Source organism: Paenibacillus sp. FSL H8-0282, assembly GCF_037963825.1.
In the GTDB taxonomy this organism is placed as follows: Bacteria; Bacillota; Bacilli; order Paenibacillales; family Paenibacillaceae; genus Paenibacillus_AQ; species Paenibacillus_AQ odorifer.
On record NZ_CP150146.1, the window covers coordinates 6,247,849 to 6,268,871 of the forward strand.

11 protein-coding genes and 2 pseudogenes are annotated in these 21,023 nt (G+C 44.1%); 4 read left to right on the forward strand and 9 right to left on the reverse strand.

All coding sequences use genetic code 11. The features are described from left to right. Positions 1 to 156 precede the first annotated feature (156 nt). On the forward strand, positions 157 to 411 hold the full coding sequence (locus tag NST94_RS27235; RefSeq protein ID WP_143766390.1) for a hypothetical protein: 255 nt from the start codon (positions 157 to 159) through the stop codon (positions 409 to 411). Between the two features lie 24 nt (positions 412 to 435). On the opposite strand, the pseudogene NST94_RS27240 reads toward NST94_RS27235, so the two are convergent. Continuing rightward, positions 436 to 1,477, reverse strand: a pseudogene (locus tag NST94_RS27240) (peptidase U32 family protein); the annotation flags it as partial. Between the two features lie 279 nt (positions 1,478 to 1,756). Between NST94_RS27240 and rfbA the strand changes: the two are divergent. The 3 genes from rfbA (at position 1,757) to NST94_RS27255 (ending at position 6,151) form a co-directional block, all read left to right on the forward strand. Then, positions 1,757 to 2,635, forward strand: a complete 879-nt coding sequence (rfbA, locus tag NST94_RS27245; protein WP_076297063.1) for a glucose-1-phosphate thymidylyltransferase RfbA — start codon at positions 1,757 to 1,759, stop codon at positions 2,633 to 2,635. 17 nt (positions 2,636 to 2,652) lie between these two features. After that, positions 2,653 to 3,207, forward strand: a complete 555-nt coding sequence (gene rfbC / locus NST94_RS27250; protein WP_076205752.1) for a dTDP-4-dehydrorhamnose 3,5-epimerase — start codon at positions 2,653 to 2,655, stop codon at positions 3,205 to 3,207. A gap of 190 nt (positions 3,208 to 3,397) precedes the next feature. Next, positions 3,398 to 6,151 (forward strand): O-antigen ligase family protein, encoded by a 2,754-nt coding sequence (locus tag NST94_RS27255; RefSeq protein ID WP_076301406.1) that lies wholly within the window; start codon positions 3,398 to 3,400, stop codon positions 6,149 to 6,151. Positions 6,152 to 6,223: 72 nt separating this feature from the next. Here the strand turns inward: NST94_RS27255 and galU are convergent, their stop codons facing one another. From galU to uvrB, 8 genes and pseudogenes are all read right to left on the reverse strand, one after another. Beyond that, positions 6,224 to 7,111: a UTP--glucose-1-phosphate uridylyltransferase GalU gene (gene galU, locus NST94_RS27260; RefSeq protein ID WP_076099650.1), complete on the reverse strand. Its 888-nt coding sequence runs from the start codon at positions 7,109 to 7,111 to the stop codon at positions 6,224 to 6,226. A 322-nt stretch (positions 7,112 to 7,433) separates the two neighbouring features. Beyond that, positions 7,434 to 9,956 (reverse strand): U32 family peptidase, encoded by a 2,523-nt coding sequence (locus tag NST94_RS27265; protein WP_076276879.1) that lies wholly within the window; start codon positions 9,954 to 9,956, stop codon positions 7,434 to 7,436. A gap of 393 nt (positions 9,957 to 10,349) precedes the next feature. Then, a pseudogene (locus tag NST94_RS27270) lies at positions 10,350 to 11,024 on the reverse strand (hypothetical protein). A 123-nt stretch (positions 11,025 to 11,147) separates the two neighbouring features. Then, entirely contained in the window at positions 11,148 to 13,061 is a 1,914-nt protein-coding gene (locus tag NST94_RS27275) for a stalk domain-containing protein (RefSeq protein WP_339281472.1), read from the reverse strand. A 27-nt stretch (positions 13,062 to 13,088) separates the two neighbouring features. Next, the gene (locus NST94_RS27280) at positions 13,089 to 14,138 is read right to left on the reverse strand and encodes a trypsin-like peptidase domain-containing protein (RefSeq protein WP_249267658.1); all 1,050 of its coding nucleotides are present in this window, start codon (positions 14,136 to 14,138) and stop codon (positions 13,089 to 13,091) included. 176 nt (positions 14,139 to 14,314) lie between these two features. Beyond that, positions 14,315 to 14,524: a DUF2759 family protein gene (locus tag NST94_RS27285; protein WP_036678627.1), complete on the reverse strand. Its 210-nt coding sequence runs from the start codon at positions 14,522 to 14,524 to the stop codon at positions 14,315 to 14,317. A gap of 1,011 nt (positions 14,525 to 15,535) precedes the next feature. Then, positions 15,536 to 18,409, reverse strand: coding sequence for an excinuclease ABC subunit UvrA (gene uvrA, locus NST94_RS27290; RefSeq protein ID WP_076137311.1), 2,874 nt, complete (start codon positions 18,407 to 18,409; stop codon positions 15,536 to 15,538). A gap of 459 nt (positions 18,410 to 18,868) precedes the next feature. Continuing rightward, positions 18,869 to 20,860 (reverse strand): excinuclease ABC subunit UvrB, encoded by a 1,992-nt coding sequence (gene uvrB / locus NST94_RS27295; RefSeq protein ID WP_036678623.1) that lies wholly within the window; start codon positions 20,858 to 20,860, stop codon positions 18,869 to 18,871. Positions 20,861 to 21,023 lie beyond the last annotated feature (163 nt).

Sequence of the window (21,023 nt, forward strand, 5' to 3'; positions counted from 1 at the left end):
TATCTATCTCACCACCTTGTTCAGCGGCGTCATGCTGCTGGTGTGTATGGGATTGTACTAAAATAAAATAAAATAAAGCAGGAGGAAAAACGCGACCTACTACCCTTCTTTTTCTTGCTGCTAACTTTTACCTACGCGGCGTCACACTAGATGGCGATGAATCTGCTGTTTGTGCAATGTGCGTATACCACAGTATTCATTATAGCGTTATACCTCATGAAGCAAAAGCAACTAAATTTTGTCACTCAGAAAGATGTACTTACGATCGTATATGTCATTATCGGCTTTGGACTACTGAATTGGATTGGTAGCTGGAAATTTGCCGGTGGTCTGGTTGGCTGGTTTTCTAATACCGTTATTAAAGAAAATATTAGGATCCTATTATGCCAAACTCAAATGACCTACGTTTGACTTCTATTTTCTAATATGCCAATACACGCCTTTGCCGCGCAAATCGTATACGCGCCCACCTTCTTCATTTTTCGTCGGATCTCCAGCATCAAACAAAATGCCATCCCCACGTTCTAAAGGGGCATGAATGTGGCAGACTACGCCATCACGTAAATTCGCTCTACTTTGCCCAGGTATTACACCCCGGATTTTTGGGAAACTGCCGTCCACGAGTTCTTTGTTATTCGTCCCTTACAGGAAACTATGCGTAAATCTGCGCGAGAAACTCTGCTGCAGCTCACGCATCACTTCCTTCGAAGGCGTCGCCCATTGGCTACATATTCCGGACTCTTGAATCGGCCATCGATCTTAAAAGAGGTCACACCTGCTTCAATTAACTCCGACATCAGATCAATCGCCGCCAGAGCCTTCGGACAGAGCAGACAAGCAATATCGCCCGTCGGCTTCACTTCACCGTCCACCATCAGGTCATACGGCAAACGGTAGGCCTGCGCACATTCCCAGCGATTCGCAGAACGACCGCCCCACGATTCCGAAGTCAGACACTGTCCAGAATAAGAGTCACAAAGTGCACCGTGTACAAACACTTCCATCGCCATACGAGCCTGCTCGCCAATCGTGCGAATCTGCTTCAGATTGTCCTCACGCCCAAGCACTATGCGCTCTATGTCGAACGGTTTGGTAAACTCAAATGCTTCCGGCGAAGGAATTGTCATCTGAGTAGATCCATGAATTGTCAAGTCAATCCAAATCTTATGAATCATGCGCATCAAACCCAAATCCTACACGATAACCGCATCCACACCAGCGTCGATCAGTTCTTTGGCATCGGGAAGCTCTTTTTCAAACACCGCTATATTAAAGGTCAGAAAACCTTTCACACATAGCTATGCAGGAACGCCATAATCTCCGGCAACTCGTCCCATGCGGAAATTGTTTCCTCTCGCCTGGGCATTAAATTTTTCTACGCAAAAAAAAAGATCTCATTCGCCCCATTGGCCACCGCCGTACGCTTACAATCCCAGTCGCTTGCCGGTGCCAGCAGTTCTACATCCACCCTGCATATTCCTTATTTGTTTATTTATATCCTCCTAAACCGCTGGATGGCGGATCGTTGTCATTTGCTCAACTGATTAACTTTATCAAATATCACAGTATCCACCTGTCAAATAGCATATTCCACTTAATCACTTTCTTCCTTTTGAAGCTTGATATTATGTATAACTTCTTGTTTAATAGACAAATCAAGAATTTCCGGCGTACAATAAGAATGGAATGTCCAAGATACTAAAAAGATCTCATATTTTACAATTTTTATATATACTAAGGAGAGTCGATACGAGTCATGAAAGGTATTATTCTCGCTGGAGGAAGCGGTACGCGCCTCTATCCGCTTACAATGGTAACCAGTAAACAACTGTTGCCAATTTATGATAAGCCAATGATCTATTATCCTCTATCCACATTAATGCTAGCAGGCATTAAAGACATCCTAATCATCTCAACCCCTGAGGATACGCCACGTTTTCAAAATCTGCTCGGCGATGGATCACAGTTTGGTATTTCTCTACAATACATTGTACAACCTAGCCCTGATGGATTGGCTCAAGCCTTTATTTTGGGCGAAGAATTCATTGGTGACGACTCCGTTGCCATGGTCTTGGGCGATAACATTTATTATGGAAATGGAATGACCAAGCTTTTAAAGCAAGCCGCTACTAAGGAACATGGTGCAACAGTATTCGGATATCATGTGCAAGATCCAGAGCGTTTTGGCGTTGTTGAGTTTGATGGAAACGGCAAAGTGCTGAGTGTGGAAGAAAAGCCGGAACATCCTAAATCGAACTATGCCATTACTGGCTTGTATTTTTACGATAACCGGGTAGTTTCGCTGGCTAAGGAAGTAATGCCTTCCAGTCGAGGAGAGCTTGAAATTACCTCAATTAATGAAGCTTACTTGAAAATAGGCGAACTTGATGTCGCATTACTGGGACGTGGCTTCACCTGGCTTGATACCGGAACTCATCAGAGTCTGGTCGACGCGACCAATTTTGTCCGTACGATTGAGGATCATCAAGGAATTAAGATTTCCGCTCCGGAAGAAATTGCATATATTAACGGATGGATTACCAAGGAGCATCTGCTAGAGTGCGGGCAAAAACTGAGTAAAACTGGTTACGGTCAATACCTGATCAAAGTAGCCATCGGTAAAATTCAATATTAAAGAGCGGAGAGTGAACCATGAAATTCACACCAACAGAACTAGAAGGAGTGCTTATTATAGAACCCGCTGTCTTTGGGGACCATCGAGGTTGGTTTATGGAAACCTTCAGTGAAGCCAAGTTTCAGGAACAAGGACTACAACTGCAATTTGTGCAGGACAATCATTCCTTTTCTGCCACCAATGGCACACTACGTGGACTTCATTACCAAGTTAATCCCAAAGCGCAAACTAAACTTGTCCGTTGTACTAAGGGAGCGATTTTTGATGTAGCGGTGGATATTCGACGCGGAAGCCCGTCATATGGAAAATGGTTCGGCATTGAGCTTACCGCTGATAACAAGAAACAATTGCTGATTCCCAAGGGCTTTGCTCATGGATTTATGACTCTCACAGATGACGTGGAAGTTCAGTACAAATGCGATGAGCTGTACGCACCGGAATGCGATGGCGGTATCCTATGGAATGATCCTGAGATTGGCATCAAATGGCCAATTCATATTCAACCAGTGCTTTCTGCAAAGGATGAAGGTGCCCCACTGTTCAAAAACTCTTCGCATAATTTTGTATACTAATTTTCGGAGTGCGTTCTGGCTACATAGCTGTAGTCTGGGGCGCTTTTTTTAATAGAGCCCCCATATAGTATCTAGATAAAGTTATTCATTCACTTATAGTAATTAACATCGTAGAATCTGATTAAAGTAGCTCAATGATTATCTATTATGCTAAAATATTGTCGTACCTACAGGAAAAGGAGATTATAACGTGTCGAAACCAGTATACGGTAAAAACGCCGCTCAGTCGAGAAATGTTGAAAAGATAGCAAGTCCGATATGGGCATTAGTTGTTGCTTTCATTTTATTTTTGTGTTGGGCCCCATTTCAAGTGGGATTATTTAACGGACAGCAATTAGACTTCGAGAAGCCAATTTATGTATCTTCATTACTAAGCGGCCTTTTGCTGCTAGTATGCCTTGGCTTATACTACAAAAAATTCAAAATTGATGAACAGAGGGACTTAGTAGCTTCTGCTTCTATATTACTGCCCCTGACCTACGCTTTATCATTGTTTGTCGCAGTTTCGCATTATACGTCGATGAATATGCTGTTTATTCAGAGCATGTATGTTGCAGTCTTCATTATAGCCTTTTATCTCTTGAAGCAAAAGCAAGTAAATGTTGTCATTCAAAATGCTATAATGGCGATTGCGTATTTTATAGTAGGTTTTGGACTCTTAAATTGGCTAGGCAGCAGTAAATTAGCTGGTGCTCTGGTAGGCTGGTTCTCAAACACCGTACGAAATGATATCTATTTAGATGCAGTTATGACTGACTCTAATGGCCTTCGTCTGACTTCGATCTTTCAGTATGCGAATACATACGCCGCATTCTTAATGGCTTTTCTCTTTGTAGCAATATTCGCGCTTATTCGCTCTAAAAAATGGTATGGAACCTTGACACATGGCTTTATGTTAGTGCCCATCATTGTGTCGATTTTGTTAACCTTATCTCGCGGTGGCTTAGTCTTGCTACCTGTAGTATTCATACTTCTGCTTCTATTCCTAAAACCTGCACAGCAAATCCTTTGGATTCTGCATCTTGGAGTTGCTGGAATTGTATCTTTGATCATTACGACACCCGTAACTAATCTAGGAATAGAGTTAAACGCAAATTTCACTTCTTCTTCGGCTTTAAAAGGCTGGGCATATCTATTAGGAGCTTCACTAGTTGTAGCTGGGCTATCTTGGATCATTCAGCGTTTTGTCGCTCCATGGTTGTATGCAAAACTAGAGAATTGGTCGTCACGTAAACGGACAGGTCTTTGGATCCCACTCGGATCTGTTGCTCTAGTAGCTATTGTAGCTTTCTTACTTATCGGTACAAGTGCAAAAAGCATCTTGCCTGATAATATGGAAACTCGTCTTGAGAACATCAATTTCCAACAACATAGCGTACTCGAACGGATTACTTTTTATAAAGATGCCATGAAGGTAGTTAAGGATTATCCAATCCTTGGTGCTGGTGGTGGAGGCTGGTCCTCACTATATGAACATTATCAGAATAACCCTTATACTAGCCGCCAGGTGCACAACTTCTTTCTTCAATTTTTAATCGAGGTTGGGATTCTTGGTTTTATCGTATTTATGGGTTTCATTCTGTATATTTTCTATAAGTATATTCGCGGGTATGTAAAACGGGATAAAAATGATTTTGAGAATGGCTTCTTCTATCTAATCATTGCTTTATCGATTCTTGTGCACAGTTTACTTGATTTCAACATGAGTTATGCCTTTATGGGGATACTCGTCTTCCTTGGACTGGCTGGGATGGCAGTTGTGATGGACAGTAAAAAGTTAAGAAAAAATTGGAATAAAGCCGGTATTCGGCTTGGGTATTTCGCAGCTCTCACAATAGGTACTGTATTCTTGTTATTCCTTTCGATCAGCTATATTGGCTCCAGTAATGCTGCTCTAAAGGGTAAGAATCTAATTAGAGTGAGCACTTCCTATGAAGAAATTAAAGCGCCGTTGGTTAAAGCTTTAAAAAACCGCCCTAATCATCCTGAATCAGCTATCTCTTTATCTGCCATTGATATGACGGTATTCAAACAAACGCAAGATGAGCAATTTCTTGTTGAAGCAAATAATGTATTAACTCGAGCGCTAAAGGATGAGCCTTACAACAAATATCTTTTAGCTCAAATGGCGGGCTACTATGATTTAAAGGGTCAAAGTGACCTTGCATACAATGTTTACCTCGATAATGCTGATAAGTTCAATTGGGATATTAGCTGGTATGATACTCTCATCAGCCGTTCCTTTGCCTTAGGTCAGCAAGCACTTAATCAAAAGGATGAAGTTAAGAAAGAAAAGTACTTCGCAGAAGAACTTGAAGCATATAACCACGTTCTAGCTGGGATTGAACATCTGAAGACTCTTCCACCAGAACAACTGCAAGGGCGTCCTTTCTCAGTAACGCCAACTATCGCTTTGAACGTTGGCAAAATGCAACTTTTATCCGGACAAGAGGATGCAGCGAACACCACCCTCAAGCTTAATTCAGATGCTAATTACACGGATATCATGAACAGTGGAACTCCATGGGATATAAATTGGTACAGTTCACTCATCAGCCGTTCATTTGATTTGGGGCAGGCAGCTTATGCACAACAAGATAATCCAGATAGAATAGACAACATGAAAGCTGGTTTTGTCATTGGGCTTTTGGCCTACGATCATGTAATTGCGGATAATGATCCTTCGAAGACATTTAATCCAGATATAACACTGAAGGTAGGGAAAATGCAGTATATGTCTGGAAAGATACAAATTGCAGCCTCCATCTTAAAAACAGCCTTAAGCCAAGATTTCGCTGATGCAACCAATCGTGAGATTGCCCGTTGGTACCTTGCTGCACTGGCGAAAACTGGTGGTGAAGATCAGGTACTATACGATTCGCTGATCGCAGCTGATCCTGCGGAAGCAGCACAAGTTGAGGCCATTACAAATTCACAATTTTAAAAAAGAAAGAAACCATAAAGGCGCGCCACTGTAATTACAGTGGCGCGCCTTTTTTCGATATATGAGATTTACTTATAGCCCGACCTTAGCTGCTTCGCTCTCGACAAGCTCTTTCATATAACGAAGCAGGTCATCTTTAAGTTCCTCGTGTTGAAGTGCATAATGAATGGTAGTCTGGATAAAGCCCATTTTCTCACCCACATCATGACGTTTACCTTCAAAGTCATAGGCAATAATTCGTTCAACCTCGCTTAGACGTGCTATCGCGTCAGTAAGTTGGATCTCTCCACCTACACCCACCTGCTGTTCTCCAAGCATATCGAAGATACGTGGGGTTAAGATGTATCGTCCTAAAATCGCTAAATTAGAAGGAGCCTCTTCTCTCTTCGGCTTCTCTACTAGACGATTCGCCTTGTAGACACGTTCCGCCAAAGGCGAACCATCTACCACACCATACCGTGATACTTCCTCCCACGGAACAGGCTGAACACCCACGATAGAAGATTTATACTCGTCATATATGTCAATCATCTGTTTGAGGCACGGTTTGTCCGCTTCAACAATATCATCGCCGAGTAGGACAGCAAACGGTTCGTTTCCTATGAATTTACGTGCACACCAAATCGCATGTCCGAGACCTCTTGGCTCTTTTTGGCGGATATAATGGATATCAGCCATTTCAGAAGATTTGCGAACAGATTCAAGCAACTCCCACTTCTGCTTCTCAGCCAAGTTAAATTCCAGTTCAAATGAGTTATCAAAGTGGTCCTCAATCGCACGTTTGCCTTTCCCCGTTACAATAATAATATCCTCGATCCCGGAAGCGACTGCTTCTTCAACAATATATTGGATCGTTGGTTTATCTACAATCGGTAGCATTTCTTTAGGCATTGCTTTAGTTGCAGGTAAAAAACGAGTGCCGAGACCTGCGGCGGGAATAATCGCTTTACGGATCTTCATCACATTAACTCCTTCTATCGTATACTCTTTTCAATTACATATCTGTAAGTACCCTAAAATGGCATATTTCTTTCAATTATAGCAGTTACAGCACATTTATGTCAGAGTGTTTGTTATATTTGTATATCTATTCCAATGAAATAAGAGGGCAGGAATTATAATCAATTATTGCTATTTTAAATACTTGGCTGACCCTATAATATACTACTATTTAGTATATGCAAATTAGGGTGAGGACGAGATCAATTCCGAAAAAAGGGCTAAGCAATACCAGCATCTACCTGGTAGTTACTTAGCCCTTATCTTTAACTCTTAACTCTTATTACTTCGCGTTCACCAATTGCCCACGCGTTACACCAAGTTGGTTAGTAGCCTTTAGGCTCTTCCATACCTGTGTACCAGAGATTTCACCACGCAGAGCGCGGCTGTAGAGGCTAATTACCTCAGCCACTTGCTCTGGTGTCTCTTCCAAGAACTCCACACGGTATGAAGATACTCCTAGGTCACGGAAATTATTCAGATACTCCGCACCAGACTGCTCAACAGCGTTATAGACGGTGTTACGGCAGCCTTCATCCACACGAACTGGATGTGACATTCCAATACGGTCTTGCAAAGAAGCACGGTGCTCTTCACAAGGACGACCACAGTTCGTATAGTCTGTGCCTTCACTCATAAAGGTACAGTACACGCAGTGTTCAGTATGGAACATCGGCAAATGCTGATGAATAACAACCTCCATCCGGGACGTATCACTGTGTTCAAGCAGATCAACCATCTGTTGAATGTTCAAGTCATAGGATGGCGTTACTATGTCACAGCCAGCCTCAAGGAACAAATCCACTGCTTTATGATTGGCGATATTCAGTGAGAAATCACCGATCAGGCGTGGATGCACAGCATCCGGCTGCTCCTGGCGGCGGCGCAGATAATAATATAACGCGCCTGTATTACGCACGAGCACAGCATCCGGCTGCAAGCGAAGAATATTCGCGTGGTAGCCGTTCTCGCCCGGCATATGAATGCGCGGCGTGGCCAGCGCTATGCTGGCCCCTGCAGCCCGTACCGCATCTACCGCTGCCGGGAACTGCTTGATAAACTCGAAGTCGGCGTAGATGTTTCTCACGCCGGCCTCGAGCGCAGCCTGCACCTGCGGCAGGCTGCGGCACAGCGCGGTGAGCTCCGCTTCACCAGCGCGCTGCGGAGCGACGCCCTTGTGGGTGGCGTCGCCGTAAACCTCGATCGCCCGTTTCACGTAGACGGGCGGTTTCGGGCGCTCGCCCGCAAGCAGCTCCACCGCTTGGCGGCGGATGCTGTTCAGCTCGCGCATAGGGACGATGACGTCGCCTTGCAGATGCGACTCCAACGCGTCAAGCTGGAACACGGTCCCGCCCAGGCGGCCGAATTGTTCTTCCAGCAGCGCGGTATCCATCGGACGCTTTTGCGCGGCTTCCAGCGCGAGCTCCGAGTCCACACGGACGGTAACGTTCTTCTGAACGTCCGTCCACCAAGTCGTCAGCTTCTCACCGACGCAGCCTTGCACTCTAACATGTACCGGAAATACCCGGTACGGCTTTTCAGTTTCATAAGTCTGGCGCAGCGCCTTATCTAATGCAGGGTCATTTGTTTTCCAGATGCGGTCACCGACATTTAGACGACGAAGATCCACATCATTACGACCGGCTACGATGTCGATGATCCAGCCTTCTCCGGCTTCGCCTTCCAGCTTCACACCTTTACGACGGAGGTCGTAGACACGACCGCCTTCTTCTTTTTTCGTCGGATCCCCAGCGTCAAAAACAATTCCGTCCCCACGCTTAAGCGGTGCATGAATACGGCAGACCACTCCATCACGCAGAATTTGCTCAACCGTCCCTAAATATACACCACGGCTTTTTGGGAAAGTCCCGTCTACCAGTTTCTTATTGTTCGTTCCATCCAGGAAACCATGTGTAAACCCGCGGGAGAAGCTTTGTTGCAGCTCGCGCACCTCCTCCTTCGAAGGTTTAGACAGATCGCCTTCAAAATACCGATCAATCGCTTTACGATACTTACTAACTACATTCGCTACATATTCCGGGCTTTTGAGGCGGCCTTCGATTTTAAAAGAAGTCACACCCGCCTCGATCAGTTCAGGCATTAGATCAATTGCTGCCAGGTCCTTAGGAGAAAGCAAATAAGTTACGTCTCCCATAGGTTTTACCTCACCATCCACCATCAGATCATAAGGCAAGCGGCAAGCCTGAGCACATTCACCGCGGTTGGCTGAACGTCCGCCCCACATTTCAGAGGTCAGACATTGACCTGAGTAGGAAACACACAAAGCACCGTGTACGAATACTTCCATCGGTAAGCGGGCTTGCTCTCCGATCGTACGAATTTGTTTCAAATTGTTCTCACGACCTAATACCACACGTTCCAAACTGAAAGGTTTAGTAAACTCGACCGCTTCCGGCGAAGTAATGGTCATCTGTGTCGATCCGTGAATCGGGAAATCCGGTGAGATTTCGCGGATCATTTTGACCAAACCTAAATCTTGTACAATTACTGCGTCTACGCCAGCATCCACGCATGCATCAATCAGTTCTTTTGCATCAGACAATTCATTTTCAAAAACCAGTATATTAAAGGTCAAAAATCCCTTCACACCATAGCTATGCAAAAACGCCATAATTTCCGACAGCTCGTCCATGCGAAAGTTGTTCGCTCTGGCCCGTGCATTAAACTTCTCTACGCCAAAAAAGATAGCATCCGCTCCGTTTGCTACCGCTGCACGCATGCAGTCCCAATCACCTGCCGGTGCCAATAGCTCCACGTCTTCTCTGCGTATTTGTTGCTCTTTCATTTATATCCTCCCAAACCGCCATTTGACGGGTCATTTCTAGTTGATTAACTTGATAATTGTATCAAATATCACACTTGAGCGCTATGCGTTTACCAACATTTATATAGAATAAAAGTCATAATGCTGTCAGGAAGCTGACTTCTTGCTCTTTACTCCATGAATGTTGTAGAACATGCAACTTTATTGCCCAATTCAGCGCTTCGACAACTAAATGTTGTACATAAAGCATCATTCTCACACTCTAGTATCGACAACCGGTACAAAAAGTTGCAACATTTACAACAATTCACTAGGAATTCCGTGACATACAATAAAATGTTGTATCAAATACACTAATCCACCCTTTAGTTATTCACATTATGCCCAACTTGGATAGCATTGGATCGAAACCTCCTAAAACAACCCTTCCGACAACCCTTCTATCGGTTCATAGTAACAAATATATGTATTTTTTATAATAGGCCGCAGGTATCCCTTATCCACTAAACTCTGCAACCATTTACGAGCAGTACGAAAATTAACATCATAATGGTTCATAACATCCTTGGGTCGAATCCCTTTTCCTAAATTCCACGCTAATCGTATAATCTCTCTTTCTAAGGGAGAGGTATAATTCGCCGGACTTTTCTGGATTAAGGAAGGTCCAATAACAGTTTGAAGTAGCATTCGGCAAATCTCAGGACGGTTCTGAACATCATCAAAAGAAAAATGGATGATTTTCCACCCCATACCTGTTAAAAAAGTTTCTCAGTTTAAAGAGTAGCTGAACCTCTCCCGATCCATATCTTTAACATGGCTCTGAAATCCGTCGCATTCCAATCCAAACCGGCCAAAAGGTGGGAGGAAAGCGACATCAAGAAATTGTGACTTGCGATTCCAATCGTACACCTCATATTCCGGATGCAAATGCTTTAAGTTGCCGAATAGTGGCCACCAGACATTTTTAAGTAATAGTTTCTCAGCGTATTGGTGCCCCCTAAGTAATCTTCCTCTCCGTTCGCCCGTTCTGAGACTCAAATGTCGCTCTAGTAACAACCGATGTTCATTTTCAAAATCCGAATTAATCATTACTTTTCCCCCTTTATACAAAAAAAGAACGCCCCAAGCCAAATCGGCAACTGGGACGTTCTTCGTCTGATTGATTTACATGCTTCTATTCGTGTGTCAACTATGACATTGGTACTCTTTTAACTAATTGCTGCCTGTGAACCGAAACGATTGTAGTGTCTTGTCTAATAGAGCCTGCTGTTCTGCAGTGGCATTGGCATCATTCAGCGTAACGGTAATCGTGTAGACCACATCATTTTTACCAAACACAACCTGCTTACTGCGAAGAGGGATGCCATTTTTGATTTGATGTACAGTTATGATCGTAGCAGGGACATCCGCAATGGTAGACTCCACTACACTTTCTATACGAGGGCCTTTGGGATCATTATTTTTATTTTGATAAGCATCTTTGAGCACATTAACTGTATAATCCACTGAACCCTCGGGTTTTGAGTTGATCTGTAGACGTCCTCCGCTGAACCGATATTCAATCGACTGCGTCTCAAAAATATCCTGATAAGGTGTCCATAAACTTGGAATATCAATGGCATAACCGTAGGTTTTGGATACTTTGGTTAGTGTCTTATTTTTGAGCGTCTTATAATCATCACTAGCGAGTCGCCCGAAGTTCTCCTTCAGCAGAGCAAAATCAATATCAATAGAGGATATGATGGCTTTGAATTTTGCCTTATCGTCATCTTGCCCAGCAGCTGTTACATATTCAAAATAATAACGATACCCATTTTTGAGTATGAGAGCTTGATATTCTGTAGTAACACCGTTGCCGTAATTTAGCTGTAGCTCATTAATTTGTGCGGATACGCCCGAGATCTCCGACTTGTTGCTGTCTTTCAGAATATAAGCATCCGCTACAAAGTTTTCTTTAGTTTTCATTTTCAGATCTTCAGCCCAGCTCTCTAGTGTAGAACCAGCAGGTGCCGAGGTAACTGCCACACTCAGATGACTTCCCTGCTTACTCTCGTAATAGAGATGCTGGTCGTCCTTACTCCAATCTGCGGGAACCTGTAGTGAAATCCCATAGTCCTCATTATACGCGTCTCGCAATCCACTTTTCACCGTAGAAAGATCACGGATTTTTTTGCTTTTAGTATCAAAAGAAGGCTGGAAAGAGTTAAGTAATCCTGTATATTTAGCAAAATCCTTATAATTAACTGCTTTGTTATCCGTCAAATAAATCTCGTAGAGTCGACCTTCAGCATATAACAGTCTGCTTTCCCAGAGCGCTCCACTGGAATCTTTACTGATCAATCTAGCATAAGGTACCGCGGCTTTGGGGAACGACTCCCGATCCAAAATCAGCTCCCCACCTGCCTCGACCTCCCGAACCAGCTGTTCCAACAGCCCATCCGTATCCACCGCAACCGCCTGGTCACTTACATGAATCTCCACATAATATAGATTGTCCGCACTTGAAAAGGTAGCCACACTTTCATCTCCACCGCTATTTCCAGCAATCAGCCCAGAGGGATAATTCAGTGTCCATTGAAAATAACTGTTTCCAATTTGAGTCTTACCAACATCGCTGTCAATCCCAGTATCCTCTGGCGTATCTTCTTCGTTGTCTATAGGAACTAGGGTAACCATTAGCTCACCCCCACTCCCTTGAGAGAGGGTCGCACCTAACACATCAGCTACAAAGCGTAGCGGTACCATCAGCACATCTGAAACCATCCGGGGCGCTGAGCCCAGTTTAACTTTGATCCCATTCTTCCAAGCGATATCACTCCCAATCGTCATCACCCCTGAATGAGCACCATAGGTTACTTTTACAACATTGTTCTGCTCTAAGGAAACAGTGCTGCCAAACGTCTTTTTAAAAACCCCAAGCGGGACCATAACCGTTCCATTCTCCGTATAAGGCCGCTCGATAGCCACCTTCTTACCATTCACCGTAGCTGAAGTACTACCAACTTTTAGACTCAGCTGTAGCTTATCTCCTTGTGAAGCTAATGCTGTTTGTATGGGTAATATAGAAAATAGCAGTAATAAGGCCAGCATCGCACAAAATCCTTGTTTTAAAATTTTAAAGCCCATTTACCGTCCCCCTCTCCAGTTTGCTAATCACTCTTCCGCGTGCTCGTCCCCATCCGTTTCATAATCATCTCCGCTTAACAACGGATCACCTTGAGTGAGCACGAGTTTACGGACGACGATATCCCCATCGCTTTGCATAACCAGCCGCACAGTTGCTCCCGGCAGGTAGCTTTTGAACAATTCATTAATATCAACTAGTGAGACCACACGATGCCCGTCGATGCTATACAAGACGTCCCCTTCAGCAACCCCTGACTTGAGCGCTTCTGAAGATACCACCTTAGTGACGGACAAAGGGTCCAGCGTTGGCAATCCCACAATCGTAGACCAGCTTGCCTCCAGTTCTAGCCCTAGACTCGGATGCTGTACCTCACCATATTTTAAAAGCTGGTTCATAATATACTGCACAGTATTCGCTGGAATCGAAAACCCCATATTTTCCACACCCACCGCTGAGTATTTCAGGCTGTTGATTCCCAGCACCTCACCTTTCATATTTACAAGCGGCCCTCCGCTGTTTCCGGGATTAATCGCAGTGTCACTCTGGATAAGACGATAAGCCGCATCTACCTCACGGTTAAGACCACTTATAACGCCTACAGTCGCTGAGTTTCGTAGAGAAAAGCTAATCGGTGTTCCGATAGCAATAACCTTCTCCCCAACCACTGTTTTGCTATTCGCTGGAATAAACTTGGCGGGCTTTAAATGGGTGGCATTGATTTTGATCAGCGCCAGATCACTAACTTCATCCAGATATGTTTCTTTAACACTGTAGGTTTTGGAGTCCGAAGTGACCACTATGGCATTTTGCAGATCCTTGATTACATGAGCATTGGTTACAATCCATCCGTTCGATTTCACAATGATGCCGGAGCCATGCGTCAGATTGTACCGATCATCCGGGCCACTATTCCCGCCACTCTCGTCTTTGCCGATAATGCCCACAACAGAAGGAGTGATACTTTTAATAATTCCAGGTATCGGATCTTCTGCCGCTGCTTTACTAACCACCTTACTAGTACTATCAAAAGCAAACACCGACTGACTCCATACTCCCGACAGCACTACGCCGCACAGTAATAGACCTAATCCTTTCTTCACCAGCTTCTCCCCAACACTCCTCATTCCTCACCAGACCCTCTCTTTGCTCATGGATAAATTTTACATTATATTATTTGAAAAAAGACGCCTTCAATGCGCCCATGGCGTTAAAGGAGTCTTTTGGTGCAAAGCTGTTCAATTTAGTTCTTTCATTAACTTAACCAATGCATCACCATGGCATAGTCAGAGATCACAAAAACCAGCAAACTAACGGCTCCAAAACCAATGGCAAATTTGTTCTTCTGGGGAGCTTTCAATAGTCGAACAACCCCGACCAAAATCAAGATGGTAAATAAAATCATAAACACATCAAAGGTATGAAATTTAGACGGTCCTTGCGCGGCAACTTCTGCAAGCAGCATAACCTTACCTCCTCAAAAATGTTGTCAAGCAAGATCCAGTAATCCCCATATCACCTTCTATGTTATCGCTACCATTTGGGCGATGCAATAGGTTTTGTAGAAAAATTATGTATTTGTCGCAAAAAATATATTTTATCCCTGCAAAATCCGTAATATTGATGAGATTGATCACTGACAATTGAGTGCAACATAGTGAAAAGTGCTGTGAGCCCAGTCAACTCTTTCGTCGTGAAGGTTACAATAGAAAGTCCATTAACTGCTTTAGAGATGAAATAAATTGAGCAGTGAATTGAAATTGAAATTCAGAACTTAGAACTTAGAACTTAGAACTTAGAACTTAGAACTTAGAACTTAGAACTTAGAACTTAACATTCCGGGCTCTAAATTTAGGTTTTTAAAGAATTAGGGAAATTCTCCCTAAAATTGTCCGATTAACAGTTCATTTTGTGGTTATCAGGGAATTCCTCCCTAAAAATCATTAGAAAACCGGGTATATGAGCAAATTCACCCGATAATTGGGGATGTTTTCCCGGATTTCACCTTATATGATCTAAAAACTCGGATTTTCAGGGAGGTTTTCCCTAATCTAACAAACAGTTATTTGATAGAGTGATATGAATGATTAATTATTCGGTTTTCAAGGAACTTTTGACCCTAACTTTAATCAATTACCCGTTAACCCTATCAACAGAATACTCCTCATTGAATCTTACTACGAACATGTCCTACATATGCCTACCTTGCCTATTATTAAATCCATTTTTCTATAGAATCCGTATAACTTTTGCTAGAAAAATCACATCATATATCTATGAGCCATCTTTCGTATAATTACGGATAATCCTACAACACCTCAAATGGCTTTGACTCCATTCTAGAGGACGAGGTTAGCTGTTCGTTGTTATTTGTTAGATATTTCCCCTGTAAAAATTATTGCTTACAACCTACAACAAAAGCCCCGGCAAGATACCGAGGCCTTATTATACATAGGTTATATTACTTTCTGTTTATTTAGAGGGTTTCCGCCGTCTCAAGCATAAGCGCTTCGGTCCGCTCTGTATCACGAATCAGAACCGGCTTCAGATACTTACCTGTGTAAGACTCTGTGACAGTAATGATCTTCTCCGGTGTTCCTGTTGCCAGAACGGTACCACCGCCGCTACCACCTTCCGGTCCCATATCGATGATATAATCCGCTGTCTTGATTACATCCAGATTATGTTCAATAACAAGAACCGATTCTCCGGAATCCACCAAACGATGCAATACCTCAAGCAGACGACCAATGTCATCTACATGCAGACCTGTCGTAGGCTCATCCAAAATATAAAGTGTTTTACCCGTACTGCGACGGTAGAGCTCAGAAGCCAATTTTACCCGCTGTGCTTCACCACCGGATAAAGTGGTTCCCGGTTGACCAATCTTAATATAACCAAGGCCTACATCCATCAGTGTTTGCATTTTACGATGGATACGCGGGATATTTACAAAAAACTCTGTTGCATCCTCTACCGTCATCTCTAACACATCTGAAATGTTTTTGCCTTTATATTTCACTTCTAGGGTTTCCCGGTTATACCGTTTGCCTTTACATACTTCGCAAGGGACGTATACGTCCGGCAAGAAGTGCATCTCAATCTTAATAATCCCGTCTCCACGGCAAGCTTCACAACGTCCGCCTTTTACGTTAAAGCTGAAGCGCCCCTTTTGGAAACCACGTACCTTAGCCTCATTTGTCTTGGAGAATAGGTCACGGATGTCATCGAATACACCTGTATAAGTTGCTGGGTTGGAGCGCGGTGTCCGCCCGATTGGCGACTGATCGATTTCAATAACCTTATCGAGATTTTCTAGTCCACGAATTTCTTTATGCTGACCAGGACGCACCTTCACAGCCTTATTCAGCTGCCGTGCCAAACTCTTGTAAAGAATCTCGTTGATAAGCGAGGATTTACCGGAACCCGATACACCTGTCACCGCTGTAAATACACCTAATGGAATCTTCACATTCACATTTTTCAGGTTATTCTCTTTAGCACCACGTATTTCTACCCAGCGATCATCGGTAGGACGGCGTTTAGCAGTAACCGGAATAAATTTACGTCCGCTTAAATATTCACCCGTTAATGAATTCGGATCTTTCATAATCTCTTCTGGCGTCCCTTGAGCCATAACTTGTCCACCATGAATACCTGCGCCCGGACCAATATCAATAATATAATCCGCTGCCATCATCGTATCTTCATCATGCTCTACAACAATTAGCGTGTTACCTAGATCGCGCATATGCGCAAGCGTAGAGATCAGACGATCATTGTCCCGTTGATGCAAGCCAATACTTGGCTCATCCAGAATGTACAATACACCCATGAGACTTGAACCAATCTGAGTAGCCAACCGAATACGCTGCGCCTCACCACCGGAAAGAGAACCTGCCGCACGGCTAAGCGTCAAATAATCCAAGCCCACATTCACAAGGAATCCAAGTCGATTGCAGATCTCTTTTAGAATGAGATTGGCGATGGCTGTTTCTTTTTCGCTCAATTTTATCTCTTCAAACCAATGCTGGCAGTCTCCTATTGAAAGGTCCGTAACATCAGAAATATTATGATCATTGATAGTCACAGCTAATATTTCTTTTTTCAGACGTTTACCTTTACATACATGACATGGCTTAGCACTCATAAATCCTTCGATAAATTCACGAATACCATCCGAAGCAGTTTCACGGTAACGCCGCTCTAGGTTAGGTATAATCCCTTCAAAAGCAACCATCGCATCTTTCTTTTGACCGAAATCATTTTCATAACGGAAGCGGACCTTCTCACTGCCTGTACCGTTCAGTAATTTATTCATATGATCAGGTGTCAGACTGCTTACCGGAACGTTCTGTGGAATTTTAAAGTGTTCACAAACCGACTTCAGGAATTGCGGATAGTAATTAGAAGTACTTCCAGTCCAAGCTAAAAAAGCACCTTCTTCGATGGATTTCTCAGCATCAGGAATAAGCAGGTCTGGATCGACCACCATCTTCATGCCAAGTCCATCACACTCTGTACAAGCTCCAAACGGACTGTTGAAAGAGAACATCCGTGGTGCCAACTCTTCAATACTAAAACCACAAATTGGACAAGCAAAGTTAGAGCTGAAAAGCAGCTCTTCCTGGCCGATGATATCCACAAGGATTTTACCGCCCGAAAGCTTAAGCGCCGTCTCCAGTGAATCCGTCAGCCGGGTCTCCACATCGTCTTTAACAACGATCCGGTCTACCACAACTTCTATTGTATGTTTTTTATTCTTTTCTAGTTCAATATCCTCAGACAGATCTCTTAGTTCCCCGTCCACACGCACACGTACGAAGCCTTGCTTAGAGATATCTGTGAAGAGTCCTTTATGCTCACCTTTACGTCCTGAAATGATTGGCGCCAGGATCTGCAACCGAGTTTTCTCGGGATACTGCATAATCCGGTCTACCATCTGTTCAACGGTCTGGGAGGTAATCTCAATACCATGCTCTGGGCAATGGGGATGACCAATACGTGCAAAGAGCAACCGCAAATAGTCATAAATCTCCGTAACTGTACCTACCGTGGAGCGTGGGTTCCGGCTTGTTGTCTTCTGATCTATAGATATCGCCGGGGACAAGCCATCAATCGAATCCACATCTGGTTTCTCCATTTGACCCAAGAACTGACGTGCATAAGCCGACAAAGATTCAACATAACGCCGTTGTCCTTCAGCATAAATCGTATCAAATGCAAGCGATGATTTACCTGAGCCGCTCAGTCCCGTCAGCACGACGAAACGGTCACGTGGAATCGTCACATCGATGTTTTTGAGATTGTGCGCCCTCGCGCCTTTAATTACAATATTTTCGTTCGCCAACGGAACCTCTCCTTTAAAAAACTATTTCAACTTTATTTCAAGATATTCTCAAAGCCTTTTCAAAGCCCTTTCAAAGCCTTTCGATCCCTCCCAAACCCTCCCTTCCAAGGGAGGGCCCCAAGGGTTGCACCCTCTGGACACCCGCATTTTCTGGAGAAGGAGTATGGTGGGAGGTAACTTAGTGACTACGACGCTCGGAGCGCTTATCCCTGCGGGACCGCTTGGACATTCTCGCACTACCTAAAAGCAGGTACAAGCAACTGTCATAGACGTTGCATGGTGCTGTCCCTGCGGGATACGCATAAGTGCCAAGTGCATTGCATGGTGCTGTCCCTGTGGGATACGCATAAGTGCCATAAACATCGCGGGATACGCGACCCTCTATTGATTCAAAAAGAACGGTCTAGGACAGCACCGTTCAATACCTATTTTAAATATCGGTGATACATTAATAGTTTATTACTCAGCCCGAAGCTCCAGCAATGCGTCGCGTAGCTCTGCCGCGCGTTCGAATTGCAGGTTCTTGGCAGCGTCCTTCATTTCAGCTTCCAGACGCTGGATCAGACTTTGTTTTTCTTTCTTATTCATCTTGCCACCAACACCTGTGAGATAATCGGCTTTAGACTCAGCAACCTTCGTCGCCTCGATGATGTCACGCACTTTTTTATTAATGGTGGTTGGGGTAATGCCATGTTTCTCATTATGAGCAATCTGAATGGCGCGACGGCGCGATGTTTCGCTCATCGCTTTCTCCATCGAATCAGTTATACGATCACCATACATGATTACACGACCCTCAGAGTTACGAGCCGCACGGCCAATCGTCTGAATTAGTGAACGTTCGGAACGAAGGAACCCTTCTTTATCGGCATCGAGAATTGCAACTAAAGATACCTCCGGTAAGTCGAGACCTTCTCTCAGGAGGTTAATCCCTACCAGTACATGGAACGTACCGAGACGAAGATCCCGCAAGATCGCCATCCGTTCCAGTGTTTTGATGTCAGAGTGCATATAACGAACCTTAATACCGATTTCCTTAAAGTAGTCTGTCAGATCCTCCGACATCTTCTTCGTCAAAGTGGTAACGAGTACACGTTCATCACGTTCAACCCGGTCACGGATTTCGCTAATCAGATCATCGATCTGGCCTTCTGTAGGACGAACCTCAATGATTGGATCCAATAGCCCAGTCGGACGGATAATCTGCTGCACCATAGTTTCGCAGTGTTCCATTTCATAAGGTCCAGGTGTCGCGGAAACGTAAATGATCTGGTTCACTTTATCTTCGAACTCTTCGAACTGAAGCGGACGGTTATCCAGTGCAGAAGGCAGACGGAAACCATGCTCTACCAACACTGTCTTACGCGCCCGGTCACCGTTATACATCGCCCGAATTTGCGGAAGGGTAACATGGGATTCATCTACGACAATTAACATATCATCAGGAAAATAATCCATTAACGTATATGGAGTTGCTCCAGGCTCCCTGAAGGTTAGCGGCCCGGAATAGTTCTCGATCCCCGAACAGAAACCCACTTCCTTCATCATCTCAATATCGTAACGTGTCCGTTGTTCCAGACGTTGCGCTTCCAGAAGCTTGCCTGCGTCACGAAGCACGGTCAGCCGCTCTTCCAGCTCCCGTTCAATATTGACTATTGCTACACGCATCGTTTCTTCCTTGGTAACAAAGTGAGAAGCCGGAAAAATGGCGACATGGTCGCGTTCACCGATCAATTCACCCGTTAAAACATCAATTTCAGTGATCCGCTCAATCTCATCGCCAAACAATTCAACGCGAATCGCATGTTCACCCTGAGAGGCCGGGAAGATTTCAACCACATCACCACGTACACGGAATGTTCCGCGTACAAAATTGATATCATTGCGCTGGTATTGAATATCCACCAGTCTGCTCAGAATCTCATTGCGCGGTTTCTCCATCCCAACCCGCAAGGACAACAGCAAGCTTCCGTATTCCATTGGTGAACCGAGACCGTAAATACAAGACACACTCGCTACAATAATAACGTCACGCCGTTCGAACAAGGAGCTTGTCGCGGAGTGGCGAAGTTTATCAATCTCTTCGTTAATACTGGAATCTTTCTCAATATAAGTATCGGAGGAGGGAATGTACGCCTCTGGTTGGTAATAGTCGTAGTAGCTGACGAAATAGTCTACCGAATTATTCGGGAAAAACTCCTTAAACTCACTTGCCAGCTGGGCAGCCAGTGTCTTGTTATGCGCAATAACCAGCGTGGGGCGATTTAATTTGGAAATAACTTGCGCGACAGTAAAGGTCTTCCCTGTACCTGTCGCTCCCAGCAGCGTCTGGTGCTTCTTACCCTGCCGGATGCCTTGTAGTAATTCATCTATGGCATGAGGCTGATCGCCCTGGGGTGTATACTCGGACTCCAATTCAAAAGTCTTCGTACTGACGACAATATCACTCATTTGCCCGTCTCCCCTCTATCGTCTAAACTAGATTAATATATTATAATTGTTGTCTGAATCTTCTCTCTCCATACGATAGTAAAAAATATGGAAGATAAGAATATGTGTTCCCGTTCATTATACAGTGTTGCTTAGATCGATGCAAACCATAATACACAGAAAT